The sequence below is a fragment of the Streptomyces sp. genome, assembly GCF_031181705.1.
Taxonomy (GTDB): Bacteria; Actinomycetota; Actinomycetes; order Streptomycetales; family Streptomycetaceae; genus Streptomyces.
Window position 1 is genome coordinate 1 of record NZ_JAPSKN010000003.1, and the last position, 25,139, is coordinate 25,139.

23 protein-coding genes and 1 pseudogene are annotated in these 25,139 nt (G+C 71.9%); 12 read left to right on the top strand and 12 right to left on the bottom strand.

Translation table 11 applies throughout. The features are described from left to right. The 6 genes and pseudogenes from RIN80_RS01150 to RIN80_RS01175 all read left to right on the top strand — a co-directional run. A pseudogene (locus tag RIN80_RS01150) lies at positions 1-306 on the top strand (hypothetical protein); the annotation flags it as partial. A gap of 91 nt (positions 307-397) precedes the next feature. Next, on the top strand, positions 398-1,744 hold the full coding sequence (locus RIN80_RS01155; protein ID WP_309093544.1) for a sugar ABC transporter substrate-binding protein: 1,347 nt from the start codon (positions 398-400) through the stop codon (positions 1,742-1,744). Between the two features lie 121 nt (positions 1,745-1,865). Next, the gene (locus RIN80_RS01160; RefSeq protein ID WP_309093545.1) at positions 1,866-2,660 is read left to right on the top strand and encodes a rhamnogalacturonan acetylesterase; all 795 of its coding nucleotides are present in this window, start codon (positions 1,866-1,868) and stop codon (positions 2,658-2,660) included. Positions 2,661-2,691: 31 nt separating this feature from the next. Beyond that, the gene (locus RIN80_RS01165) at positions 2,692-4,002 is read left to right on the top strand and encodes a pectate lyase (RefSeq protein WP_309093546.1); all 1,311 of its coding nucleotides are present in this window, start codon (positions 2,692-2,694) and stop codon (positions 4,000-4,002) included. A gap of 98 nt (positions 4,003-4,100) precedes the next feature. Continuing rightward, positions 4,101-5,228, top strand: coding sequence for a pectinesterase family protein (locus RIN80_RS01170; protein ID WP_309093547.1), 1,128 nt, complete (start codon positions 4,101-4,103; stop codon positions 5,226-5,228). Then, entirely contained in the window at positions 5,210-6,307 is a 1,098-nt protein-coding gene (locus RIN80_RS01175) for a dienelactone hydrolase family protein (protein ID WP_309093548.1), read from the top strand. Before RIN80_RS01170 ends, RIN80_RS01175 begins: the two co-directional genes overlap by 19 nt. A 3-nt stretch (positions 6,308-6,310) precedes the next feature. On the opposite strand, the gene RIN80_RS01180 is transcribed toward RIN80_RS01175, so the two are convergent. The 4 genes from RIN80_RS01180 to RIN80_RS01195 all read right to left on the bottom strand — a co-directional run bounded on the left by RIN80_RS01180 (position 6,311) and on the right by RIN80_RS01195 (position 11,246). After that, the gene (locus tag RIN80_RS01180; protein WP_309093549.1) at positions 6,311-8,527 is read right to left on the bottom strand and encodes a family 43 glycosylhydrolase; all 2,217 of its coding nucleotides are present in this window, start codon (positions 8,525-8,527) and stop codon (positions 6,311-6,313) included. Between the two features lie 358 nt (positions 8,528-8,885). Further along, positions 8,886-9,719: a pectate lyase gene (locus RIN80_RS01185; RefSeq protein WP_309093550.1), complete on the bottom strand. Its 834-nt coding sequence runs from the start codon at positions 9,717-9,719 to the stop codon at positions 8,886-8,888. Between the two features lie 85 nt (positions 9,720-9,804). Next, complete coding sequence (locus RIN80_RS01190; protein ID WP_309093551.1) at positions 9,805-10,650, bottom strand: hypothetical protein; 846 nt, start codon at positions 10,648-10,650, stop codon at positions 9,805-9,807. Next, positions 10,647-11,246, bottom strand: a complete 600-nt coding sequence (locus RIN80_RS01195; protein ID WP_309093552.1) for a SigE family RNA polymerase sigma factor — start codon at positions 11,244-11,246, stop codon at positions 10,647-10,649. Before RIN80_RS01195 ends, RIN80_RS01190 begins: the two co-directional genes overlap by 4 nt. A 268-nt stretch (positions 11,247-11,514) precedes the next feature. Here RIN80_RS01195 and RIN80_RS01200 point away from each other — a divergent pair, with 268 nt between their 5' ends. Next, complete coding sequence (locus tag RIN80_RS01200; protein WP_309093553.1) at positions 11,515-12,972, top strand: NCS2 family permease; 1,458 nt, start codon at positions 11,515-11,517, stop codon at positions 12,970-12,972. A gap of 90 nt (positions 12,973-13,062) precedes the next feature. On the opposite strand, the gene RIN80_RS01205 is transcribed toward RIN80_RS01200, so the two are convergent. From RIN80_RS01205 to RIN80_RS01230, 6 genes are all read right to left on the bottom strand, one after another. Further along, positions 13,063-14,520, bottom strand: coding sequence for a penicillin-binding transpeptidase domain-containing protein (locus RIN80_RS01205; RefSeq protein WP_309093554.1), 1,458 nt, complete (start codon positions 14,518-14,520; stop codon positions 13,063-13,065). Positions 14,521-14,595: 75 nt separating this feature from the next. Next, positions 14,596-15,258, bottom strand: coding sequence for a response regulator transcription factor (locus RIN80_RS01210; protein WP_309093555.1), 663 nt, complete (start codon positions 15,256-15,258; stop codon positions 14,596-14,598). Beyond that, a complete protein-coding gene (locus RIN80_RS01215; protein ID WP_309093556.1) occupies positions 15,255-16,514 on the bottom strand; it encodes a histidine kinase in 1,260 nt (419 codons plus the stop codon). Before RIN80_RS01215 ends, RIN80_RS01210 begins: the two co-directional genes overlap by 4 nt. Further along, positions 16,511-17,509, bottom strand: a complete 999-nt coding sequence (locus tag RIN80_RS01220; protein WP_309093557.1) for a hypothetical protein — start codon at positions 17,507-17,509, stop codon at positions 16,511-16,513. Before RIN80_RS01220 ends, RIN80_RS01215 begins: the two co-directional genes overlap by 4 nt. Positions 17,510-17,598: 89 nt before the next feature. Then, positions 17,599-18,069, bottom strand: a complete 471-nt coding sequence (locus tag RIN80_RS01225) for a GNAT family N-acetyltransferase (protein ID WP_309093558.1) — start codon at positions 18,067-18,069, stop codon at positions 17,599-17,601. A 3-nt stretch (positions 18,070-18,072) separates the two neighbouring features. After that, positions 18,073-18,846, bottom strand: coding sequence for an IclR family transcriptional regulator (locus RIN80_RS01230; protein ID WP_010037854.1), 774 nt, complete (start codon positions 18,844-18,846; stop codon positions 18,073-18,075). A 132-nt stretch (positions 18,847-18,978) separates the two neighbouring features. On the opposite strand from RIN80_RS01230, the gene RIN80_RS01235 reads away from it, so the two are divergent. The 5 genes from RIN80_RS01235 (at position 18,979) to RIN80_RS01255 (ending at position 23,698) form a co-directional block, all read left to right on the top strand. After that, positions 18,979-20,508, top strand: coding sequence for an aldehyde dehydrogenase (NADP(+)) (locus RIN80_RS01235; protein WP_309093559.1), 1,530 nt, complete (start codon positions 18,979-18,981; stop codon positions 20,506-20,508). 100 nt (positions 20,509-20,608) lie between these two features. Then, positions 20,609-21,217 carry a DUF1349 domain-containing protein gene (locus RIN80_RS01240; RefSeq protein ID WP_309093560.1) on the top strand — a complete coding sequence of 203 codons (609 nt, stop codon included), beginning with the start codon at positions 20,609-20,611 and terminating at the stop codon, positions 21,215-21,217. Positions 21,218-21,263: 46 nt separating this feature from the next. Next, on the top strand, positions 21,264-21,758 hold the full coding sequence (locus RIN80_RS01245; RefSeq protein ID WP_309093561.1) for a GNAT family N-acetyltransferase: 495 nt from the start codon (positions 21,264-21,266) through the stop codon (positions 21,756-21,758). A 74-nt stretch (positions 21,759-21,832) separates the two neighbouring features. After that, the gene (locus tag RIN80_RS01250) at positions 21,833-22,549 is read left to right on the top strand and encodes a DsbA family oxidoreductase (RefSeq protein ID WP_309093562.1); all 717 of its coding nucleotides are present in this window, start codon (positions 21,833-21,835) and stop codon (positions 22,547-22,549) included. Positions 22,550-22,645: 96 nt separating this feature from the next. Continuing rightward, positions 22,646-23,698, top strand: coding sequence for an aminotransferase class V-fold PLP-dependent enzyme (locus RIN80_RS01255; RefSeq protein ID WP_309093563.1), 1,053 nt, complete (start codon positions 22,646-22,648; stop codon positions 23,696-23,698). 103 nt (positions 23,699-23,801) lie between these two features. Here RIN80_RS01255 and thpD read toward each other — a convergent pair whose 3' ends face one another. Both thpD and RIN80_RS01265 read right to left on the bottom strand, forming a co-directional pair. Beyond that, complete coding sequence (gene thpD, locus RIN80_RS01260; RefSeq protein ID WP_309093564.1) at positions 23,802-24,716, bottom strand: ectoine hydroxylase; 915 nt, start codon at positions 24,714-24,716, stop codon at positions 23,802-23,804. A gap of 7 nt (positions 24,717-24,723) precedes the next feature. Beyond that, positions 24,724-25,122: an ectoine synthase gene (locus tag RIN80_RS01265; protein ID WP_094056451.1), complete on the bottom strand. Its 399-nt coding sequence runs from the start codon at positions 25,120-25,122 to the stop codon at positions 24,724-24,726. Positions 25,123-25,139: the final 17 nt, after the last annotated feature.

The window sequence follows — 25,139 nt, forward strand, 5'->3', positions numbered from 1 at the left end:
CACCCGACCGTGCAGGCCGCCGAGGACGCCGTGCCCGACGGCGACGACCTGCCGGTACGGATCGGCATCGCGCCGGGCACCTACCGCGAGAAGGTGGTGATCCCGGCGGGCAAGCCGCACATCGAGCTGCGCGGCACCGGACGCCACCTCACCTTCGGCAACGACTTCGACGAGGCCGCGCACGAGCTGAGGGGCGAGCAGGCCCCGGCGGTGAAGACGACCGGCGAACCCGACGCGATCGGCCAGGTGCTGACCCGCGACACCGAACCGCCGGCCGCGATCAGGGCCTCGCGGTGGCCTGTCTGAAGGGCACGGACGACTGGGCACCCCACGCCCACCACTGACCCCCCACACCTTCCGAGTTCCGCTGGATCCAGAAGAAGAAGAGAGCCGACCAATGAAGATCAGCAATCGCAGAAGCAGGCGCGCCGCCACGGCCGTCGCCCTGGGGGCCGTACTCGCGCTGACCGCGACCGCCTGCGGCGACGACGGCAGCGGGGCGGGCGGCGACAAGGGCGCCGAGGGAAGCGGCAAGGGCAAGATCGTCTTCTGGGACAACAACGGCGGTGTCCGCACCGAGATCTGGAAGGAGATCATCGCCGACTTCGAGAAGGCCAACCCGGACATCGACGTCGAGTACGTCGGGATCGCCTCGACCGAGTACCAGTCGAAGGTCGACACCGCCCTCCAGGGCGGCGGCCTGCCGGACGTCGGCGGCGTGGGATCGGCGATGATCGCCGGGTTCGCCGCGCAGGGCGCGCTGGAGCCGCTCGACGAGCGGCTGGCCGAGTCGTCCCTGGAGGGCAAGCTCAACAAGGACATGGTCGAGTCGCTGAAGGCGGCCGGCGGCGACGACAAGCTGTACTCGATCCCGACCTCCGCGAACAACGGTGTGCTGTACTACCGCACCGACCTGTTCAAGAAGGCCGGGCTGCAGGAGCCCACGACCTGGGACCGGTTCTACGAGGCCGCGGAAAAGCTGACGAACAAGGGCAGGAACGAGTTCGGCTACACCATCCGCGGGGGCGCCGGCTCCATCGCCCAGGCACTGGACGCGATGTACGGGCAGTCCGGGATCACGTCGTTCTGGGACTCCAGCGGTGAGAAGACCACGCTCAACGACCCGAAGAACGTCGAGGCGCTGGAGAAGTACGCGGCGCTGTACAAGAAGGTCACGCCGGCCGCCGACCTCAACAACGACTTCACGAAGATGGTCGCCCAGTGGGACTCCGGCACCATCGGGATGCTGAACCACAACCTCGGGTCGTACCAGGACCACGTGAAGGCGCTCGGGGTCGACAAGTTCCGCGGCATCCCGCAGCCGACCGGGCCCGGTGGCAAGCGGGTGCAGGTGTCCAACCCGGTGGACGGGCTGGGGCTGTTCAAGAGCGGCAAGAACAAGGAAGCCGCCTGGAAGTTCATCGAGTTCGCCACCTCCGAGGCGGAGAACTCGAAGTTCAACGAGGCGGCGGGGCAGGTGCCCTCGAACACCGACGCGGCGCAGGACGAGTGGATCTCGAAGGCGGAGCCGACGAAGCTGGCCGCGGGCGCGTTGTCGGACGGTTCCACGACGATCGTGCAGCTGCCGTACTACCTGCCGGACTGGAACACGATCTCCAAGGCCGACAACGAGCCGAACTTCCAGAAGGTGCTGCTCGGGAAGATGAGCGCGAAGGACTTCCTGGACACGATGGCGGAGCAGCTGAACACCGCGCGAGAGGAGTGGAACCAGCAGAACGGGTGAGGTGCCCGGGTTTCGCCGTGGGACGGCCTGTGCGTGTGCAGGTGCGGGCCGCCCCTGGCTTGTCGCGCAGTTCCCCGCGCCCCCGGGGAACACACCATCCGCTGTCCGGAAGGAACTCCGCGTGTCTCTGAGCCGTAGACAAGTGGCTGCCGTGGGAATGGCCGCTGTCCCTCTCGCGCTGTCCCTCGGCGGGACCGCGCACGCCGGTGACCGTCGCCGCACTCTCCACATCGCCGGTGATTCCACCGCCGCCCAGAAGTACGCCGACGCCGCGCCCGAGACCGGGTGGGCGATGGCGCTGCCGTTCTTCCTCCGCAAGGACCTGGCCGTCGCCAATCACGCGGTCAACGGCCGGAGTTCGAAGTCCTTCGTCGACGAGGGGCGGCTCGATGCCGTCCTGTCCGTGATACGGCCCGGGGACGTCCTCCTCGTCCAGTTCGGGCACAACGACGCGAAGGCGGAGGATCCCGCCCGTCATACCGAGCCCTGGTCGACGTATCAGGACTATCTGCGGCGGTACGTCGACGGGGCCCGGGCCCGTGGGGCGCGGCCGGTGCTCGCCACGTCCGTGGAGCGGCGCCGGTTCGACGCGAGCGGCAAGGCCCTGCCGACGCACGGGGAGTACCCGGCGGCCATGCGGGCGCTCGCCGCCGAGGAGGGAGTCGCGCTGCTCGACCTCCAGGCGCTCTCGCTCGCCCTCTGGCAGGAGCTGGGGCCCGAGGAGACGAAGAAGTACTTCAACTGGACCGCCACCGAGCAGGACAACACGCACTTCAACCCGCCGGGTGCCATCGCCGTGGCCCGGCTCGTGGCACGGGAGTCGCTGCAGCGCCGGGTGCTCGGCCCGCGGGACGTGCGGCGGCTGGACGAGCCGGTCCCCGAGTCCTGGATCGGCTGGCCGCAGGCCACCTCGTAACACCCCGACGACGCAGGAAGAGAGCCGCACCATGAACGTTCGCAAGTGTCATGATCATGCCATTGGGAGAGCGGTGGTGCTGGCCGGCTGCACCGCGCTCGTCCTCGCCCTCACCGGCACCGGTGCCCAGGCCGGGCCCCGGGACGCGACCCGCCAGACCCTGGCCGCCGGAGACGGCTGGGGCTCGTACGGCACGGGCACCACGGGCGGGGCCGCCGCCGACGCCGCGCACGTCTACACCGTCACCACCTGGGAACAGTTCCGGGCCGCCCTGGAGGACGGCGGGACGGCGCCCCGGATCATCAAGGTGAAGGGGATGATCGACGCCGTCTCCGAGGGCTGCGACGCGTTCGCGGCCGAGGGGTACGACCTGCAGAAGTACCTCGCCGCCTACGACCCCGCCGTCTGGGGCCACGACCGGCCGGTCAGCGGTGAGCAGGAGGAGCTGCGGGCCGCGTCCGCGGCCAACCAGGACAAGGCCATCAAGGCGAACGTGCCCGCCGACACCACGATCATCGGCGTCGGCAGGGGCGCGGGCATCCTCGGCGGCAGCCTGCAGATCAAGGGCGTCGACAACGTCATCGTCCGCAACCTGACCTTCGAGGCGCCGGTCGACTGCTTCCCGCAGTGGGACCCGACCGACGACAACAGGACCGGCGCCTGGAACTCCGAGTACGACGGCGTGGTCGTCCACGGGTCGACCCATGTGTGGATCGACCACAACACGCTCACCGACGGCCGCCACCCGGACAGTTCGCTGCCGACGTACTTCGGCAAGACCTACCAGCAGCACGACGGGCTGCTCGACGTCGTGCGGGGCTCCAACCACGTGACGGTGTCCTGGAACTCGTTCCGGGACCACGACAAGACCATGCTGATCGGCAACAGCGACAGCGCCACCGCCGACGACACGGGCAAGCTGAAGGTCACCCTGCACCACAACCGCTTCGAGGGCATCGTCGAGCGGGCGCCCCGGGTGCGCTTCGGGCAGGTCGACTCGTACAACAACCACTTCGTGGTCACCAAGAATCAGAAGTGGGGTTACGTCTACGGCGTCGGCAAGGAGTCCCGGCTCGTCGCCGAGCACAACGCCTTCACGCTGGCGAAGGGCCTCAGCCCGGCGAAGATCCTCAAGAAGTGGAGCGAGGCGCCGGTCACCGCGAACGCCAACGTCGTCAACGGCAGGCCCGTCGACCTGATCGCCGTGCACAACGCGGAGATCCCCGGCGAGACGCTCCAGTCGGGCGCCGGCTGGACGCCGACGCTGCGGACCCGGATCGACCCCGCGAAGGCCGTGCCCGGCATCGTCGACGCCCGGGCGGGCGCCGGACGCGTGTGCTGATCCGATTCCGACGCACCGGCCGGGGCGGGTCCGCGCCGCGTCCCGCCCCGGCCCCTTCCCCCTCCCCGCACATCCGCCGCACGCCAAGGAGCAGCCGCATGCCCGCGCAGCCCCACCGTTCCGTCTCCCGCCGGGGGTTCCTCGCCGCGGGCGCCGCGGCAGGCGCCGCCCTCGGCCTCGCGCCCGGGCCCGCGCGGGCCGCCGCGCGTCCGCGCCCGTTCGGCCGGTACGGCTCACCGGCCGCCCGCCGGGACCCCCGGACCCTGTACGTCCACCCCGGCGGCGCCGGTGACGTCACCACCGTCCGGGACGCCGTGACCGCCGCGAACGGCCCCGGGTACACCCTGGTCATCGCCCCGGGCGTCTACCGGCAGACGGTCTCCGTCGACCCGGCCCGCACCGGCATGACCTGGATCGGCGCGAGCGAGGACCCGCGGGACGTGGTGATCGTGTACGACAACGCGGCGGGGACGCCCAAGCCGGGCGGCGGCACCTACGGCACCAGCGGTTCCGCCACCGCCACCGTCCAGGCCGACGGGTTCACCGCCCGCTGGATCACCTTCGCCAACGACTGGCTGCGCGCCGGCCACCCCGGCGTCACCGGCACGCAGGCCGTCGCCCTCAAGGTCCAGGGCGACCGGTCGGCCTTCCACCACTGCCGGTTCCTCGGGCACCAGGACACCCTGTACGCCGACTCCACGGCCCTCGGCGCCTTCGCCCGCCAGTACTTCGCCCACTGCTACGCCGAGGGGGACGTCGACTTCGTCTTCGGGCGGGCGACGGCCGTGTTCGAGCGGTGCCACTTCCGGACGCTGTCGCGGACCGACCTGTCCGGCGCCCCGTACGGGTTCGTGTTCGCGCCGTCGACCGCCGGGGCCAACCCGCTCGGCTACCTCGTCACCCGCAGCCGCGTCAGCAGCGAGGCACCGGACGGCTTCTACAAGCTGGCCCGGCCCTGGGTGCCCAGCTCCGACCTCACCGCCCGGCCCATGCTCACCGTCCGGGACACCTGGCTCGGCCCGGGCATCGACGCGGTCGCCCCGTACGCCGACATGCGCGCGGCCCACCCCTGGCAGAGCATGCGGTTCGCCGAGTACCGCAACACCGGCCCGGGCGCGAAGGTGACCGTCCCCGAGAACCGGCCCCAACTCACGGACGAACAGGCCCGGTCCGCGACCCGCGCCGCCCACCTCGGCGACTGGGAGCCGTGGAAGGAGAACTGCTGAGCGGGGCGGAGGCGGGGGTCGTGGACGGTCCGCTGCCCGGCTTCCACCCGGCGCTGAAGGACGCCCTGACCTTCCCGCTCGCCTGGGGCCGGTCCCCGGTCCGCGACGCCCCGGCCTGGCGGAAGACCGCCCGGGCGGCCGTCGAGCGGCACCTGCTCGTCGAGCGGCAGGACGGGGTGCCGTTCGCGCCGGAGTTCACCGGCCGCGTCCCGGGCGGGGGGTACGACCGGGAACTGGTGACCGTCTCCCTCACCCGCTACGCACCGGTGCGCGGCGCCCTGCTCACCCCGCACGGCCGCGGCCCCTTCCCGGCCGTGCTGCTCCTGCACGACCACGGCTCCCGCTTCGACATCGGCAAGGAGAAGCTCGTCCGCCCCTGGTACGACGACACCCGCCTCGCCTCCGCCACCGCCTGGGCGGACCGCTGCTACGGGGGGCGGTTCGTCGGCGACGAACTGGCCCGGCGGGGGCATGTGGTGCTGTGCCTGGACGCGCTCGGCTGGGGCGACCGCGGGCCCCTCGCCTACGAGCAGCAGCAGGCGCTGGCGGCCGGCTTCTTCCACCTCGGCTCCTCGCTCGCCGGTCTCATGGCCCGGGAGGACGAACGGGCCGCCGCCTTCCTGGCGGGACTCGACCGGGTCGACGCCCGGCGGGTCGCGGCCGTCGGCTTCTCCATGGGCGCCTACCGGGCCTGGCAGGCCGCCGCCCTCAGCGACCACGTGGCGGCCGCCGCGAGCGTCTGCTGGATGACCGGGCTCAAGGAGATGATGGTGCCCGGCAACAACACCCTGCGCGGGCAGTCCGCGTACTGCATGCTCCACCCCGGGCTCGCCCGGCACCTCGACCTGCCGGACGTGGCGAGCATCGCCGCGCCCAAGCCGGCGCTGTTCTTCCACGGCGGCCTGGACCCGCTGTTCCCGGCCGAGGGCGTGCGGGTCGCGTACGACAAGCTGCGTGCCGTGTGGCGTGCGCGGAACGCCGAGGACCGGATACGGGTGAAGACGTGGCCGGAGCTGGGCCACGTCTTCACCGCCCCGCTGCAGGACGAGGTCTTCAGCTGGCTCGACGACGTCCTGTGAGGCTCACCGCCGTACCGGCTCGATCCCCCCGAGCGTCGGTGTCACCGGCTCGATGGCGCCGTCGGCCGTGAACTCCATGCGGTCGACGGTCGTCTCGCGGTGCATGCCGTCGCCGCCCGGCCTGCCGGGGCCGTCGAGGGCGAAGCGGTGGTAGACGACGTACCAGTCGTCGGTGCCGGGGGTGTTCACCACCGAGTGGTGACCGGTGCCGAGGATGCCGTACTCGGGCCGCTTCTGGAGGATCGTTCCGCGCTTGGTCCACGGGCCGAGCGGGGACGGCCCGGTCGCGTACGCCACGTGGTAGTTCTCGCTGCGGGTGTCGTCCTCCGACCACATGAGGTAGTACGTGCCCTTCCGCTTGATCACGAAGGAGCCCTCGCGGAAGTTCGCCGGGGTGATGTCCCGCACCTTCGACGCGTCGAACGACACCATGTCGTCGGCGAGCGGCACCACGTACCCGCGGCCGTTGCCCCAGTACAGGTAGGCCTGGCCGTCGTCGTCGGTGAAGACCGCCGGATCGATCATCTGGCCCTGCAGGGACCCGCCCTTGGCGACCAGCGGCTCGCCGAGCGCGTCCTTGAAGGGGCCGGCGGGGGAGTCGGCCACCGCCACGCCGATCTGCTGCTCGGCGCAGAAGTAGAAGTAGTACGTGCCGTTCCGCTCGGCGATCGCGGGCGCCCAGGCGTACTTGTCGGCCCAGCTCACGTCCGGCCCGAGGTCGAGGATGACACCGTGGTCCTTCCAGTGGACCAGGTCCTTCGACGAGTACGCCTTGAACTTCGTGCCGCTCCAGCCCTGGAAGCCGTCGGTCGTGGGGTAGATCCAGTAGCGGCCGTTCAGGTGGTGCACGTCGGGGTCGGCGTTCAGGCCGGGCAGCAGCGGGCTGCGGGTGCGGACCGCCTCGACCGTCCAGGTCCGTTTGGTGCCGTCGGCGGCCGTGACCGTGTACGTCCGCGGCCTGCGGAAGTCGCGGCGGGTGCCCGGCTCCGGGCTCAGCGTGGCGCCCTCGCCGACCCACAGCTTGGGGGCGAGACGCCGCAGGTCGGCGCCCGGCTCCATCGGCAGCACCACCTTGGAGGCGCTGTCCGTGACGATCGCGTACCCCTTCTGGTGCCCGGCCGTCGCGTCCACCACCGAGGTGGGCGTGGCCGGGTACGCGGCCAGCAGACGGTCGTACTCCTCCTGCGTGACCGGCAGGACCGTGCCGTGCCGGGGGCTCGCCGGGAGCTGGTAGTCCGTCGACGGGGTCCACCGGCCGGAGGCGAGGTCGGTGGTCTCGAAGGGGAGGTAGCCGCGGCCGCCGTACTCGTCGATGAACAGGTACCACTTCTTCTCGGTGTTCGACTTGAACACCGTCGGCCCCTCACCGCGGTCCATCGCGCCCTTGCCGATGCAGTCCGCCACGAAGTCGTACCTCGTCGACGTCAGCGAGGCCGACTTCTCGCCGGTGATGAACTTCGAGCAGGGACCGGCGGAGCCGGGGTCCCGCTCGTCCTTGGTGTAGCGGTAGTACTCGTCCCCGTACTTCACGACCGTGGAGTCGATCACCGAGTAACCCGGGTCGTTCCAGATCTCCGGCTCGCTGAAGGTGCGGAAGTCCTTCGTCGTCGCGTACAGCATCTTGTTGTACGTGTCGCCCCTGTGCTCCGGGTCGTCGTCGGCGTACAGCTTCGACGCCCAGAAGACGACGTAGGAGCCGAGCTCGTCGTCCCAGTAGGCCTCCGGTGCCCAGGTGTTGCCCGCGTTGTCCGGGGAGACCCGCACCAGGCGCTGGTCGGTCCAGTGGACCAGGTCGGTGGACTCCCACACCATGATCGACTTGCTGCCGTGCCGCTGCACCTGGTCCCAGCTGCCGCTGGAGTTGCGGTACATCCGCAGGTCGGTGGCGATCAGGTAGAACTTGTCGCCCTCCGGGGAGCGGATGACGAACGGGTCGCGCAGGCCCTTCTCGCCGGTCGTGGAGGTCAGGACCGGCTTGCCGGCGTTCAGTTCGCGCCAGTGCAGCGGATCGTTGCCCCGGCTGAGGGCGTAGCGGATCTGCTCGCCGTCGGCGGTGCCCTCGCCCGTGAAGTAGGCGAAGAGGTAGCCGGCGTACTCGGGCTGCTTCACGGGTGGGGCTCCGGGGTCCGCGGTGCTGTGCGGGGCTGTCAGAAGGGTCAGCAGGAGGCCGGCCAGGGCGAGGAACGGAAGCAGGAGCGTGCGGGCGATGCGGGGGCGCATGACACTTCCTGTCGGAGTCTGGGGGATTCTGTTGGATGGCGGCCCTCGGAGTGTCACCGGACGGGAGCGGTGCGTCAACGGGTGTGCGGGAGGCCGGTGGTCCGGAAACTTTCGAAACGTGCCGGGCGCCGTCCGGGCGCCGCGCACGCGCACACGACGACGCCCCCGCCGGGTGCGAACCGGCGGGGGCGTCCCGCGAACCGGCCGAGGGGGGCTCGGCCGGTGCCGTCCGACCGTCCGGAGGGGGGCTCCGGAGGGTCGTGGTGCCGGTGGTCCGGCTGGGGGGCCGGGCACCCGGCGTCCGGCCGGGCCCAAGGGGGGACCGGGGCCGGCCGGAGTCACAGGGCGGGGGCAGGCCCTACTGGTAACTGATGTCCGAGGCCTTGAACTTGCAGGTCTTGCCGTCCGGGCCGGCCGGCTTCAGCTCCGTGGGCTCCTTGCCCGTGTTGTTGCCCTCGAAGCGCACACAGGTCTTGATCTTCTTCTTGCTGTCGCCGTGGATGCGGATCCGCGACAGCGTGGCCGTGTCACCGTAGTTGGCGTTCACCCCGACGATCGAGTTCATCGGCGCCGTCACGTCGATGTCGTCCAGCACGATCGTGCGCTTGTACTGCGTCTTGCAGTTGCCGCAGGAGCGGACCAGCTTGCCGGCGTCCTGCACCTGGAAGCCCGAGACGCTCAGCGTGCCGGCGCCGTTGAACTGCAGCACCTTGTCGTCGGCGTTCCTCGCACCGCCGCCGATCACCTTGTACACCGCCGAGGAGGACTTGCCCTTGAAGCTGGCCGCGTCCTCGCCGACGTCCGTCCACCACACGTTCTGCAGCGTGCAACTGCCCTTGCAGTGCACGCCGTCGGCGGCCGGGGTGCCGATGATGACGTTCTTCAGCACCGCGCCGTCGGCGAGCTCGAAGAGGGGGTCCTGGCCCTCGTCCTGGCTGTCGCCGCCGAGCGCGCCGGTGCCGTAGAACATCTTCATCCCGCCGTCGCGGACACCGGAGACCGCGATGGTCTTCGACACGGGCGTCTTGCCCTTGTCCGTGGGCCAGGAGGACGCGGCGCCCGCCGTCGACAGCATCGACGTCGTGATGACCGCCGCTCCGGTGATGCCCAACGCCGACACCCCGGCGATCACCGCCCGCCGCTTGGTGACCCGGCGGCGGTGGCGGACGCGCTGTTCTGCTGGTGCAGTCATGTACCGATTCCTCAGATGGGTGGTGACTCTTGCGCGAAGTGGTCGCCACCGGTGAGGAAAGGGTTGCCGCGTCTTCCGGTTTTTTTCACGAGTCGCCCTCGCCGCCGCCCACGGCGGCGAAACCACCGCCGACCGACAGCTGCCGGGAACCGGTCGCAGCCGTCACCGAGTAGCGGTCCGCGCCCGCGTCCCGGCCCCCGCGGTCGTGGTCGTACTGCCCGGCGAACACCCACTCGCCCGCCGGGACCGTACGGCCCTCCCTGAGCGTCCAGGTGTAGACGAGGAAGCCGTCCTCCTCGGCGACCGTGAGCGTGAAGTCGCCCTCGGGCAGGGTGCGCCAGGCGCCCGTCTCGGAGACACCGCCGGTCTGCGCGATCCGCAACCGCACGGTCAGCGCGGTCAGTTGCTCGCGGTTCTTGAGGGTGACATTGCTCTGCGCCCAGAAGTCGTTGCTGTGCGGGTCGACCGAGCCGTCCGACCACACCGGCCCGTCCTCGGTCGCGGCCGGCGTCCGCTGCGGGGCGGAAGGGCTCGGCGGGCGCGAGGGCGGCGGGCTCGGCCGCCGCTCCTCGGGCGAGCTGCTCGGCGCGGGGTCCACCGGCGGTGCGGGCGCCCGGCTCGTCGCCCGCGGCGACGGGGTGGGCGTCGGTGACGTCGCCACCTCCCGCTGCTCTGGGGCGGCCTCCTCCTTCACCGCGGACGCGACCGCGTACCCGCCCACCGCCAGCACCCCCGCCACCGCGGCCGTCGCGCCCGCCACCCGCAGCCAGCCGACCACCGGCGGACGCGTCGCCCGATGGCCGGAAGCGGCCGGACCGGTCATCCCGCGCTCGATCCGGGCCAGGATCCGCTCCCGGTCCGGCTCGTGGCTCCCGGCCGCCTCGTGCAGCCGGGCGCGCAGCTCCTCGTGCACGTCCCGCCGCATCGTCATCGGTCCCTTCCTCCGCCCTCACCGGTGCGCAAGCCTTCCACGGCGGGTGAGCAGCGGGGAGCGCCCAGCGCCGCGTGCATCCGCTGCGGCACCCCCTGCGTACCCAGCAGCCGCTGGAGTTCGGCCATCCCCTTCGAGGTCTGGCTCTTCACCGTACCCACCGAGACGCCGAGGGCGAGCGCGGTGTCCTTCTCCGAGAGGTCGAAGGCGTGCCGCAGCACCACACAGGCCCGTTTGCGGAACGGCAGCCTGCGCAGGGCCTCCCGGACGTCGACGACGCCCGCGACGTCGGGGTTCTCGGTCCGCTCCTCGCGCTGCGACCAGAACAGCGCGACGCGCCGCCGTTCGCGCACCGCGCTGCGGATGCGGGTACGGGCCAGGTTGGCCACCACCCCGCGCGCGTACGCCGCCGGATGGTCGGCCGCGCGCACCCGGTCCCAGCGGTGCCACAGCGCCAGCAACGCGTCCGCCGCCAGGTCGTCGGCGGTGTCCGGTTCGCCCGTCAGCAGGAAGGCCAGCCGGGACAGTTCGGCGTAGTGGCGCTCGAAGAAGGCGTGGAACTCCACGGAGGCGGCGTCGTCGACGACTGTGCCCACGGGCGACCTCTCCTCGCAGCGGCGCGGGCACTCCCGGACGGGGGCGCCCTGTGAGTGTCATGTAGATGACATGTGGTCATCCGGAGGGGACCGGACGAGATCCGGAAGCGTAGCAGCGATCCCGGGATGGTTCGTACGGAGCTTCGAACGGCGTGTGGCGGGCCGAACTCTGATTCCGTAACACGGAGAAAACCCGAACCGGGTTCAGCACGGGCACAATCCGGCCAGCATCCGCACACAGATCACCCGGCACCGAGGAGCACGCACGATGTCCGAACCGCAGCAGGTCACCGACCGGCCGGCCGCCGGCCCGCCCCCGGCCCACAGCGTCGACCGGTTCTTCCGGATCTCCGAGCGGGGCTCCACCCTCGGCCGGGAGATACGCGGCGGCTTCGCCACCTTCTTCACGATGGCCTACATCCTCGTCCTGAATCCCATCATCCTGGGCAGCGCGAAGGACATATCCGGGCACCAGCTGGACGCCGTCCAACTCACCACCGCCACCGCCCTGGTGGCCGCCGTCATGACGATCATCATGGGCGTCGCCGGCAACCTCCCCCTCGCGCTGGCCGCCGGACTCGGCCTGAACGCCGTGCTCGCCTTCCAGATCGCCCCGCTGATGAGCTGGGACGACGCGATGGGCCTGATCGTCCTCGAAGGCCTGCTGATCTGCCTGCTGGTGGTGACCGGGTTGCGCGAGGCCGTCATGCACGCCATCCCCCAGCCGCTGAAGCAGGCGATCAGCGTCGGCATCGGCCTGTTCATCGCCTTCATCGGCTTCGTCGACGCCGGGTTCGTCAGCCGCATCCCGGACGCCGCCAACACCACCGTGCCCGTGCAGCTGGGCGGCACCGGCACCCTCACCGGCTGGCCGATCCTCGTCTTCTGCCTCGGCGTGCTGCTGACGGTCGCCCTGCTCGCCCGCAAGGTCAAGGGCGCCATCCTGATCAGCATCGTCACCATGACGGCCGTGGCCATAGTGATCAACGCCACGGCCGACATCAAGTCCTGGGGCCTGACCACACCGTCCTGGCCCGACCGGATCGTCGACGCGCCCGACTTCGGACTCCTCGGCGACTTCGACCTGTTCGGCGCCTTCAGCGCTCCCGGCGTCGGCGTCGTCACCGTCGTCCTGCTGGTCTTCACGCTGATCCTGTCCGACTTCTTCGACACCATGGGCACGGTCGTCGGCATCAGCGCCGAGGCGGGCCTGCTCGACGAGGAGGGCAAGGTCCCGAACCTCGGCCGGGTGCTGCTGATCGACGGCGCCGCGGCCGTCGCGGGCGGAGCCGCCTCCGCCTCCTCCGCGACCTCCTACATCGAGTCCGCTGCCGGTGTCGGCGAGGGCGCGCGCACCGGCTTCTCCAACCTGGTCACCGGCGGCCTGTTCGCCCTCGCCCTGTTCCTGACGCCGCTGCTGACCATCGTCCCGCTGCAGGCGGCCGCCCCCGCCCTGGTCGCGGTCGGCTTCCTGATGATGACCCAGGTCAAGCACATCGACTGGGACCGCTACGACATCGCGGTCCCCGCGTTCCTCACCATCGCCGTGATGCCGTTCACCTACTCCATCACCAACGGCATCGGCGCCGGCTTCCTCGCCTACGTCGTCATCAAGACCGTCCTCGGCAAGGCCAGGGAGGTGCACTGGCTGCTGTGGGCGACCTCGGCGCTGTTCCTCGTGTACTTCGCGATCGATCCGATCGAGCAGCTTCTGGGAGCGAAGTAGGCGAAGCAGGCGAAGCAACGGCGAAGGGCCGCCCCCGGGGGGAAGGGGGCGGCCCTTCGCTCGTACAGACGCCTTTCGCCCGGCCGGGGTTCAGTCCTTCAGCGCCGCTTCCATCATCGCCTTCGCGACCGGCGCCGCGAGCCCGTTGCCGCTGACCTCCGAGCGGGCCGCGTCCGACTGCTCCACGACCACCGCCACGGCGACCTCCTTGCCCGACGCGTCGGACTTCCCGTACGAGGTGAACCAGGCGTACGGCACCTGGCTGTTGTTCTCGCCGTGCTGCGCCGTGCCCGTCTTGCCGCCCACCGTCGCGCCCGGGACCCGCGCGTTCGTGCCCGTGCCCGTCTCCACGACCGTCCGCATCGCCGACTGCAGCTGCTCGGCGGTCGAGGCGGAGACGATCTCCTTTGCACCCGCCTGGTCGTCGTAGTCCTGCAGCACGTCACCGCCGCTGCCGGTGATCTGCGAAACCAGGTGCGGCGCGACCAGCTTGCCGCCGTTGGCGATGGCCGCCGACACCATGGCCATCTGCAGGGGCGTGGCGGTGACGTCGAACTGGCCGATGCCCGTCAGGGCCGTCTCCGACGGGTACATGTCGGAGGGGTACACGCTCGTGTAGGCCCGGACCGGCACGTCCTGCTCGTCGTCGTTGAAGCCGAACCTCTCGGCCATCGCCCTGACCTTGTCCTCGCCGAGCTTCACGGCCATCTTCGCGAAGACGTTGTTGCACGAGTACTCCAGCGCCGTGCGGATCGTGGCGTTGGTGCAGGGCGCGTTCGGGTTCTCGTTGGTCAGCTGCCGGGTGGTGCCCGGCAGGGTGTACGGGTCCGGGCTGTCGGTGCGCTCGTCGACCGACGAGTACAGCCCGTCCTCCAGCGCCGCAGCGGCCACGACCAGCTTGAACGTCGAACCGGGCGGCAGTGGCTGCCGCAGCGCGCGGTTGGTCAGCGGCTTGTCCGGATCCCCGGTGAGCTTCTTCCAGGCCGCCCCCGCCGTGTTGGCGTCGGTCAGCGACGAGGGATCGTAGGACGGCGTCGACACGACCGCCAGGATCCTCCCGGTCCGCGGGTCGAGGGCGACGGCCCCGCCCTTCTTGTCGCCGAGCGCGTCGTACGCCGCCTTCTGCACGTCCGGGTCGATCGTCGTCACCACGTTGCCCGGGTCGGCCCGCTGGTTGGTGAGCGTGTCCAGCACCGACTTCAGACGGCTGTCCGTGCCGTTGAGCAGGTCGGTGTAGATGCCCTCCAGCTGGGTCGGCGCGTAGGCCTGCGACGCGTATCCCGTCACCGCCGCGTACAGCGGGCCGTCCGTGTACGTGCGTTTGTACCTGAGGTCGCCCGTCTTCGTCGGGGCCGAGCCGGTGACCGACCGGCCGCCCACGATGATGTTCCCGAGCGGCGCCGAGTACGTCAGAATCGCGTTCCGCCGGTTGTCCTTGTCGTCTGCCAGCGCCCGGCCCTCGTAGAACTGCACCCAGGTCGCCCTGACCAGCAGGGCCAACACCAGCAGCAGTGTGAAGACCGATGCGCGCCTGATCGTCTTGTTCATACCGAACTGGAAGACGAGTCGCGCGGGGCGGATCGTTCCCGTCCGTCCGGGTTCACCTCCGCCCGCCCCCTTTTCTCATCCGCCGTTCAGGAAGCCCGCCTCGTACGCCGCGATCACCGCCTGCGTCCGGTCCCGGGTGCCCGTCTTGGCCAGGACCGCCGCGACGTGCGACTTCACCGTGGCCGGGCCGACCCGAAGCCGGCGCGCGATCTCCGCGTTGGTCAGGCCCCGCGCCAGGTGCCGCAGCACCTCCCCCTCGCGCGCCGTGAGCTTCGCCACCCACGTGGGCGGGGCCGGGTGCGCGCGGGCGTGCTCGGTGGCCAGGGTGCGCACGGCCGCCGGGAAGAGCAGGCTGTCGCTGCGCGCCACCAGCCGGACCGCCTGCACGAGCGCGTCGGCGTCGGCCCGCTTCAGCAGGAACCCGGCGGCCCCGGCGCGCAGCGCGTCGTACACGTAGGAGTCGTTCTCGAACGTCGTCACGACGACGATCCGGGGCGGCTCGGCCAGGGTGGCCAGGATCTGCTCGGTGGCGCGGATGCCGTCGATGCCCGGCATCCGGACGTCCATGAGGACGACGTCCGGACGCAGGTCCCGCACGAGGGAGACGGCCTCCGCGCCGGTGGCCGCCTCGCCCGCCACCTCCAGGTCGGGCTCGGCCGAGAGGATGGCGCGCAGCGCGGTGCGGACCATGCGCTCATCGTCGGCCAGGACGACGCGGATCGGGCTCGGGCGGCTCATGCGGGTCCCTTCAGCGGCAGGCGTACGTGCAGACGGAAGACCTCCCGGGCCGGTCCGGTGGTTCCCGCCGTCATCGTGCCGCCCAGCAGCCTGACCCGGTCCGCGATGCCCCGCAGGCCGTGGCCGCCGCCGGGCCGGGAGGACACCGGCCCGGTCACCGGGTTCTCCACGGTGATCGTCAGTTCCCCGTCCGCCACCCCGATCCGCACGTCCACGGCGACCCCCTCACCGGCGTGCCTGAGGGCGTTGCTCAGCCCCTCCTGCACGATGCGGTAGGCCTCGCGGGACACGAGCGGGGGCAGCGCCCCGACGTCGGCGGCGACCGTGGCGGACACGCGCTGCCCGCCCGCCCGGGTCCGGGCCAGCAGGCCGTCCAGGTCGGCGGCGAGGGTGGGCGCCAGGGCTGTGCCCGGACCGTCGCCCTCGCGCAACACGCCCAGCACGGCGTCGAGTTCGCCCACCGTGCGCCGGGTCGTGTCCTCGATCGCGGCGAGGGCCTCGCGCACGAACTCCGGGTCGGAGTCCAGGACCCGGCGGGCCGCGCCCGCCTGCAGGGTGACCGCGCTCAGCGCGTGCCCGACGGAGTCGTGCAGCTCCCGCGCCAGCCGGTTGCGCACGGCGAGGTCGGCGGCGCGTGCCTCGGCGGCGGCCAGCCGGTCCTGCGGCGTGGGCCCCAGCAGCCTCGGCGCCCAGTGGGCCAGCAGGGCGCCGCAGCCGGCCGCGCAGCCCGCCAGAGCCGCGAGCGAGACCAGGCCCACGACCGGAGCGAGGGCCAGCGCCCAGGTGTGGTCGAGGACCTGGGGCAGCCCGAGCCGGGTACCGCGCAGTCCCGCGAAGACCGGCAGCGCGATCAGCACGGCGGCGAACGGCGGCAGGGCCAGCGACATCCCCGCGATGATCCCGCCGACGCCTAGGTGCAGCGTGAACCAGGCCGCCGTGCGCCCCTTCTCACCGCGCGTGCGGGCCGGTTCGAGGGCGAGCCGCTCCGCGTCGACCCCGCACAGCCAGCGCACGGCGGCGGCCTCCAGCGGCCGGGTCAGCGGGAACAGGGACGTGACGGCGGCGATCGGCAGTCCCACACCGAACGAGGCGAGCTGGAGCGGGAAGGACCCGAAGACGTTCCGCGATCCGGTGACCGGGCCGATGACCGCCTCCCCGACCAGGACGTAGGGCATGGCGAGCGCGCCGCCGAGGATCAGATGCACCCAGCGCAGCCGCGCCCGCCGGCCGAACAGGAACCGGGCGGCACCCTTCACGCCGTCCGCCGCGCGGACCCGGCCGCACGCTCCGCGAAGAAGTAGGCGCCGAGGGCCGCGACGAGGAAGCCGGAGAGCATCTGCCCAGCGTAGGCGAGGCTCATCAGCGGCGTCGGCCGGTCCGCGACGTCCTTGACACCTCCGAGGGAGGCGAGCGAGAGCCAGCCGCCCCAACAGGCCACGGCCCCGGAACCGACCCAGGCGAGGCCCAGCGGCACGGCCACGGGCAGGGCCCGGCCGCGCCGGAAGGCCAGCGACAGCGCTCCGGCGACGGCCGCCAGCAGGAAGCACGCGAAGACGGCCTCCAGGACGTGGAAGTCACCGGTGCGGCCGGCGGCCCGCCCGGCGCCGAGCCCGGCGGTGCCGCCGCAGGCCCACAGCAGGTGCAGGGTGAGCGGCGGCAGGGCGGCGACGGTGGCGGCGACGGCGAGGGCGCGATGGGCCGGTTTGAGGTCGCCGACGGGCAGCTCCCACACCCGCCCGCGCCACAGCCGCCCCCAGCGGTCCCGTGCGTGGAGCGCGAACAGCCCGCCCAGGGCGAGGCCCTGGAGGAGGAACCCCGCGTACACGACGGCGAACACCCACTCCGCCAGGAAGGGCTCCCGCCCCGCCGGCCGCGCACCGCCGCCGCCGCCGAACGCCCGCACGGCCAGCTGTGCCGGGAAGCCCGCCATGATCGGCGCGAGCAGCCCGGTGGCGACCCAGACCGGGAACGCGAGCAGCCACGCGGGCACCCTGAGCCCCCACGGCCGGGTCAGCACCAGCGCCAGCACGATCACCGCGCTGTCCAGCAGCACGGAGAGGGTGTTGATCACAGCCATGGTGAGGCGGTCGTCCAGCAGCGCGCTGCCCGCGGGGATCCCGAGGTGACTCCCGGCGATCCAGGCGGCCTTGAGCCCGAGGTAGGGCAGGCAGGAGACGACGGCGACGGCACGGAGGATCCGCCGGGTGCGACCGGGACCGGCAGTGGTGCGGGGAGGGAGCGACTGCGTCATGCGCCCAGGCTGCCGTGGCGAAGCCCGCGGCCACCTCCTGCGCGCCGACGATCCGTCTCCGCCGCACGGGGGAGACCCTCCCGCCCGGCTCAGCCCTCCAGGACCAGCACCGTCTCGTCGGTCTCGGCGCCCCGCGCCTGCGCGTAGCCGCTGACCGAGGCCACCGCGCGGAACCCGCACTTCTCCAGCACCCGCAGCGATCCCGCGTTGTCCGCGGCCGCCCGGGCGTACAGCGGACGCTCGGGCACCTCCGTCAGCAGCGCCCGCAGGGCGGCCGTCGCCAGGCCCTTGCCCCAGTACGCGCGGTCGATCCAGTACGTCACCTCGCGCTCGCCCGGCACCCCGTACACCGCCGCGCTGCCCACCACGTCACCGTCGGCCAGCACCGTGCGCACCACGTCCGAGGAGGAACGGATCCGGGCCCAGTGGGCGTCGAAGGCGTCCCGGTCCGACGGATCCGCCGGGGTGAAGGCCGCCATGTGGAGCGACTCGGGGTCGTTCAGCTGCCGGAAGAAGACCGGCAGGTCGCTGTCGTGGACCGCGCGCAGCTCGACGTTCATGCCTCAGAGCCTACGGGTGGCCAGGGTCAGCCGGTCCCGGGCGTCGAACAGCGCGTCCTTCACCAGCTGCTCGTGCGCCGGCGTCAGCCGGGCCACGGGCACCGAGCAGCTGATCGCGTCCCGCGCCGGGGTCCGGTAGGGGATCGCCACGCCGAAGCAGCGCAGCCCCAGCGTGTTCTCCTCGCGGTCCACGGCGAAGCCCTGCTCGCGCACCTGGTGCAGCTCCTCGATGAGCTTCTCCCGGTCGGTGATCGTGTTCTCGGTCAGCGCGGGCAGCGTCTCCGGGAGCATCTTGCGGACCTGCTCGTCGGAGTACGTGCTCAGCAGCGCCTTGCCGAGGGACGTGGAGTGCGCGGGCAGCCGGCGGCCGACCCGGGTGAAGGGGCGCAGGTAGTGCTGCGACTGGCGGGTGGCGAGGTAGACGACGTTGGTGCCGTCGAGGCGGGCGAGGTGGATGGTCTCCGTGGTGTCGTCCGAGAGCCGGTCCAGGGTCGGGCGGGCCGCGGCGACGACCTCGTCACCGTCGATGTACGACGTGCCCACCAGCAGGGCCCGCACCCCGATGCCGTAGCGGGTGCCCGTGGCGTCCGTCTCCACCCAGCCCAGCTCGACGAGCGTGCGCAGCAGCATGTAGAGGCTGGACTTGGGGTAGCCGACGGCCTCCTGGACCGCCGCGAGCGAGTGCATACCGGGACGCCCGGCGAAGTATTCGAGCAGTTCAACCGTGCGTACCGCGGACTTGACCTGCGCCCCGCCGCCCGTCTCGCCAGCCGACATCGCCCTTGACCCCTTCGTTCGACGGGAAATAGTCTCCGAAGCATATTCATCATCGGAGACAGCGTTCAGTATATCGAACGCCCCTGGTGGATGACCCAGTACTGCGGCATTACATGTGTGGAGGGACCCGCGGTGGCAGCAGCACCAGTCTGGAGTGTCGATCCCCGAACCGGGAAGCAGCGCGAGCAGGTTGCGGTGGAGGCCACAGCCCAGGAGGTGGACGCCGCCGTCCGTGCCGCGCACGAGGCGCGCGGCTCGCTCGCGGACCGTACCGTCCGCGCGGCCTTCCTGCGCAGCGCCGCCGAGGAGCTGCAGGCGGCCAAGGACGGACTCGTCGAGACCGCCGACGCGGAGACCGCGCTCGGCCCGGTCCGGCTGACCGGCGAACTCGCCCGCACCTGCTACCAGCTGCGGGCCTTCGCCGACATCGTCGACGAGGGCGCCTTCCTCGACGTCGTCATCAACCACCCCGACGACACCGCCACCCCGCCGATCCCGGACCTGCGCCGCTACAAGGTCCCCCTCGGCGTCGTCGCCGTCTACTCGGCCTCGAACTTCCCCTTCGCCTTCTCCGTCGCCGGCGGCGACACCGCGAGCGCCCTCGCGGCCGGCTGCCCCGTGGTGGTCAAGGCCCACCCGGACCACCCGGCCCTGTCCGAGTACGTCGCCAAGGTGCTGCGCCGCGCCGCCGCCCGGCACGACATCCCCGAGGGCGTCGTGGGCCTGGTCCACGGCTTCGAGGCCGGCGTCGAGCTGATCAAGCACCCGCTGGTCGCGGCGGCCGGCTTCACCGGGTCCGTGCGCGGCGGCCGGGCCCTGTTCGACGCGGCGGCCGCCCGCCCCGTGCCGATCCCGTTCCACGGTGAGCTGGGCTCGCTGAACCCGGTCGTCGTCACCGAGGCCGCGGCCGCCGAGCGCGCCGAGGCCATCGGCTCGGGCCTCGCCGGCTCGATGACGCTGGGCGTCGGCCAGTTCTGTGTGAAGCCGGGCCTCGTCCTCGCGCCCTCCGGCGCCGCCGGCGACGCCCTGCTCAAGTCGCTGACCGACGCCGTCAGCGACACCGAGGCCGGGGTCCTGCTCGACCACCGCATGCGCGACAACTTCGTCGCCGGTGTCGCCGAGCGGGCCGAACTGCCCGACGTCGAGTCGCCGGTCACGCCCGGCGCGGGCGGCGAGCACACCGTCAGCGCGGGCTTCCTCACGGTCCCCGCGAGCAGGCTGGCCCAGGAGGGCGAGCACGACCTGCTCCTGGAGGAGTGCTTCGGGCCGGTCACCGTGGTGGCCCGCTACGAGGACGAGGCCGAGGTCAAGGCCGTGCTGTCGCGGCTGCCGGGCAACCTGACCGCGACGGTGCAGCTGTCCGAGGAGGAGGCCGCGGGCCAGGGCCGTGGCGCCGAGCTGCTGCGGGAACTGACGCCGCTGGCCGGGCGGGTGCTCGTCAACGGCTGGCCGACGGGGGTCGCGGTCGCGCCCGCGCAGCACCACGGTGGGCCGTACCCGGCGACGACGTCGACATCCACGTCGGTGGGCGGCACGGCGATCGAGCGGTGGCTGCGGCCGGTGGTGTATCAGAACGCCCCGGAGGCGTTGCTCCCGGCGGAGCTGCGGGACGAGAACCCGCTGGGGCTGCCGCGGCGGTTCAACGGGCGGCTCGAGCGCTGAGCGCCGCGGGGGCGCGGGTGGATCGCGGGCTGCCGGTACGTCGTGGCCGTCCGCGCGGTTCCCCGCGCCCCTGAAGGGCGCGTCTGGAAGAGTGGGCCGAATGGATCTCGAACTTCCCGAACTGCCGTTCCCGCTGCGCTCCTACGGGCCCGAGGCGCACTGGTCCTACGAGGACGGCGTGCTCACCGGCTGGGCCGGGGCGCGGCAGGACCGGTTCGTGCCGCCCACCGGGGAGGGGCTGGACCCGGCCTCCGACGCGCCGCGGCTGCTGGGGGCGCCCGAAGGGGACTTCCAGCTGATCGCCAGGGTCACGGTCGGGTTCGCGGCGGCCTTCGACGCGGGGGTGCTCTACGTCCACGTGGGCGAGCGGGCCTGGGCCAAGCTCTGCCTGGAGTACTCCCCGGACGTCCCCACCGTCTGCACGGTCGTCACCCGCGGCCACTCGGACGACGCCAACTCCTTCACGGTGGACGGCAGTTCCGTCTGGCTCCGGGTGAGCCGCACCGGCCGGGCGTTCGCCTTCCACGCCTCACGCGACGGGGAGCGCTGGACCTTCGTCCGCCTGTTCACCCTGGGCGACGAGAAGGAGACGGGCGCGGCCCTGGTCGGGTTCATGACGCAGTCGCCGATGGGGGAGGGCTGCGTGGTGACCTACGACCACATCGAGTTCAGGCCGCACTGGCCGGCCGACCTGCGGGACGGCAGCTGAACCCGGGCGCGGAACCGCCTCCCGGCCGGATATCGTCCTCCGTTCCATGATCAGGGACAGAGTGACCTCCGGCCGCGTGATCCGTACGGTGCTGCCCGCCGAGGTGGAGCACGTCGTCGCGCTGCACGCCCGGGCCCGGGCGACGTACTACCCCGGCGGGGTGCCGCAGGACGGCACCGACTGGCACGCCGCCTGGCGCAGCGCCCTCACCCGGCCGGACGGGCGGGTGCTGTGCGTCGTGGAGGAGGGGCGCATCGCGGGCCTGGCGTCCTTCCGCACCCCCGAGGGCGCCCCGTCGGACGCGGTGAAGCTCTTCCAGTTCCACGTCGACCCGGACCACTGGCGCCGGGGCGTCGGCAGCGCCCTGCACGCCGCCTGCGTCGAGGAGTGGCAGGCCGACCGCAGGCGCACCGCCGTGCTCGACGTGCACGTGGACAACCGGCGGGCGCAGGACTTCTACCGGCGGCACGGCTGGGTGCCCGAACCGGCGGAGCCGGGGGACCACCACCTGCGGATGCGGTTCGCCCTGCCCCGGGAATGAAACGCCCTGCTTGAACGTTCACATACCCGGCGGAGGGAGCCTCCGTACCCCGAGAGCTGGAGAGAGCCGAAGTCATGCGCGTCGAGATCTGGAGCGACATCGCCTGCCCCTGGTGCTACGTGGGCAAGGCCCGCTTCGACAAGGCGCTGCGGGAGTTCCCGCACGGCGACGAGGTCGAGGTGGTGCACCGCTCCTTCGAGCTGGACCCGGGGCGCGCCAAGGACGACGTCCAGCCCGTGATCGACATGCTCACCAGGAAGTACGGGATGAGCCCCGCGCAGGCCGAGGCCGGTGAGGACAACCTGGGCGCCCAGGCCGCCGCCGAGGGGCTCGACTACCGCACCCGCGGCCGCGACCACGGCAGCACCTTCGACATGCACCGCCTGCTCCACTTCGCCAAGGAACAGGGCCGCCAGGAGCGGCTGCTCGACCTGCTGTACCGGGCCAACTTCGCCGACGAGCGCTCCGTCTTCAACGACGACGAGCGTCTGGTGGAACTCGCCGTCGCCGCCGGCCTGGAGGAGCAGGCCGCACGGGCGGTGCTCGCCGACCCCCGCGCGTACGCCGACGACGTCCGCGCCGACGAGCGGGAGGCCGCGCAGCTCGGCGCCGGCGGGGTGCCGTTCTTCGTCCTCGACCGCAAGTACGGCGTCTCCGGCGCCCAGCCCGCGGAGGTCTTCACCCGGGCCCTCGCCCAGGCCTACGGCGACCGCGCGCCCCTGGAGACCGTCGACGGCGCGGACACCGACGGCGCCTGCGGCCCGGACGGCTGTGCGGTGCCCCAGCGCTGAAACACCCAGCTCAGGGCGCATCCATAAGCGATTCTTGGCGACATCACGCAGAAATCGGCAATGGACGGGGACATCGAGGGGACGCAGAGTGGTCCCATGGAGACCTTCGACAACCTCGTCCGTGCCGAGTTCGCCCCGAAGCACACCTACCTCAACACCGCGAGCAACGGGCTCCTGCCCGCCCGTACCGTCACCGCCGTGCAGCAGGCGGTGCGGATGCGGGCCGACGGCACGCCCCTGGGTCCCCTGCACGAGGACGTGGAGGCGGCCCGCGCCTCCTTCGCCCGGCTCGCCGGTGTGCCCGCCGAGCGGGTCGCGACCGGGGCCTCGGTCGCCGAGTACGGCGCCCTGATCGCCGCCTCCCTGCCCGCCGGGGCCGAAGTCCTCACCGCCGAGGGCGACTTCGCCTCCCTGGTCAACCCGTTCCACGAGCGCGGCGACCTCAAGGTGCGGGCCGTGCCCCTGGAACGGCTCGCCGAGTCCGTCCGGCCCGGCACCGCGCTGGTCGCGGTCAGCAGCGCCCAGTCCGCCGACGGCCGGCTCGCGGACCTGCCCGCGGTGCGCGACGCGGCCCGGACGCACGGGGCGCGCACGTACGTCGACGTCTCCCAGTCCGCCGGCTGGCTGCCGATGGACGGAGACGCCGACGACTTCCTCGCCTCCGTCGGCTTCAAATGGCTCCTCGGGCCGCACGGCGCCGCGTTCTTCGTCGCCCCCCGGGACTTCGGCGGGCTCACGCCGCTGCTCGCCGGCTGGGTCGCCGGCGAGCTGCCCTGGGACAGCTGCTACGGCCCGGTGCAGGAACACGCCCACTCCGCGCGGCGGTTCGACATCAGTCCGTCCCTGTTCAGCCACGCCGGGCTGCGGGCCTCCCTGGAACTCCTCGAGGAGATCGGCGTCGACGCGGTGCACGCCCACGACGTCGCGCTGGCGGACCGCTTCCGGACCGGGCTCGCCGAGCTGGGACACGAGCCGGTGCCCGCGCCGGGCTCGGCGATCGTGTCCGTGCCCGGGCTCGGCCACCGGCAGCGGGAGCTGAGCGAGGCGGGCATCCAGGTGTCCGACCGGGCGGGGAACCTGCGGGCCGCGTTCCACCTCTACAACACGGCGGCGGACGTCGACCGGCTGCTGGACGCCCTCAAGGCATGAGGGCGTGACGGCATGAGGGCGTGACGGCATGAGGGCGTGAAAAAACCGGGTGGGGTCTCCCGTCCCACACGAGGAGGCCCCACCCGGCAGCTTGTTCACGCGCTCACTTCACCGGCGTGAAGTCCCGCGCCCCGATGAACTCCGGCCGCCGCACCGGTGCCGCGAACGGTTCCACCGCCGTGTTCTCCACGCTGTTGAACACGATGAACACGTTGCTGCGCGGGAACGGCGTGATGTTGTCGCCGGAGCCGTGCATGCAGTTGCAGTCGAACCACGTCGCCGAACCGGCCCTGCCCGTGAACAACTTGATGCCGTGCTCGGTGGCGAACCGGGTCAGCGCCTCGTCCGAGGGCGTGCCCGCGTCCTGCATCTGCAGCGACTTCTTGTAGTTGTCCTTCGGCGTGGCCCCCGCGCACCCGAGGAACGTCTTGTGCGACCCCGGCATGATCATGAGCCCGCCGTTGGTGTCGTGGTTCTCGGTCAGCGCGATCGAGACCGACACCGTGCGCATCCGCGGCAGACCGTCCTCGGCGTGCCACGTCTCGAAGTCCGAGTGCCAGTAGAAGCCACTGGCGCCGAACCCCGGCTTGACGTTGATCCGCGACTGGTGGACGTAGACGTCCGAGCCGAGGATCTGCCGCGCCCGGCCCACGACCCGCTCGTCACGGACCAGCTTGGCGAAGACCTCGCTGATCTTGTGCACCTCGAAGACCGAGCGGATCTCCTTGGACTTCGGCTCGACGATCGACCGCTCGTCGGCACGGATGTCCGGGTCGTTCACCAGCCGGTTCAGCTCGTCGCGGTAGACGGTGACCTCGTCGTCCGTGATGAGCTGGTCGATGGCGAGGAAGCCGTCGCGCTCAAAGGACAGCAGGTCGGCCGGCACGATCGGCCCGGGCGCGTCGGGCGCGCCCCAGACGACCGGGTCCTGCCGCGGGGTGAGCACCTCGGCGGTACCGCGCGTGGGGTAGAGGTCGGGCATACCGGTGGTGGTGGTCGTGTCGGTCGTGGCGGTCATGGAAACGTCACACCTCCTCGGTGAGCAGCGGGTAGACGCCGTTCTCGTCGTGGTCCTCCCGTCCGGTCACGGGCGGGTTGAACACGCAGAGGCAGCGGAAGTCCTCCTTGACCCGCAGCGTGTGCCTCTCGTGCCCGTCCAGGAGGTACATGGTGCCGGGCGTGATGGTGTGTTTCCGCCCGGTCTCGTGGTCGGTCAGCTCGGCCTCGCCCTCGACGCAGACCACGGCCTCGATGTGGTTCGCGTACCACATCGACGTCTCCGTACCCGCGTACAGGATCGTCTCGTGCAGGGAGAAGCCGACCTTCTCCTTGGCGAGGACGATGCGTTTGCTCTCCCACGTACCGGACGCCGCCTTCACGTGCCGGTCGGTACCCTCGATCTCCTTGAACGAACGGACAATCACGGTGCTGCGATGCCTCC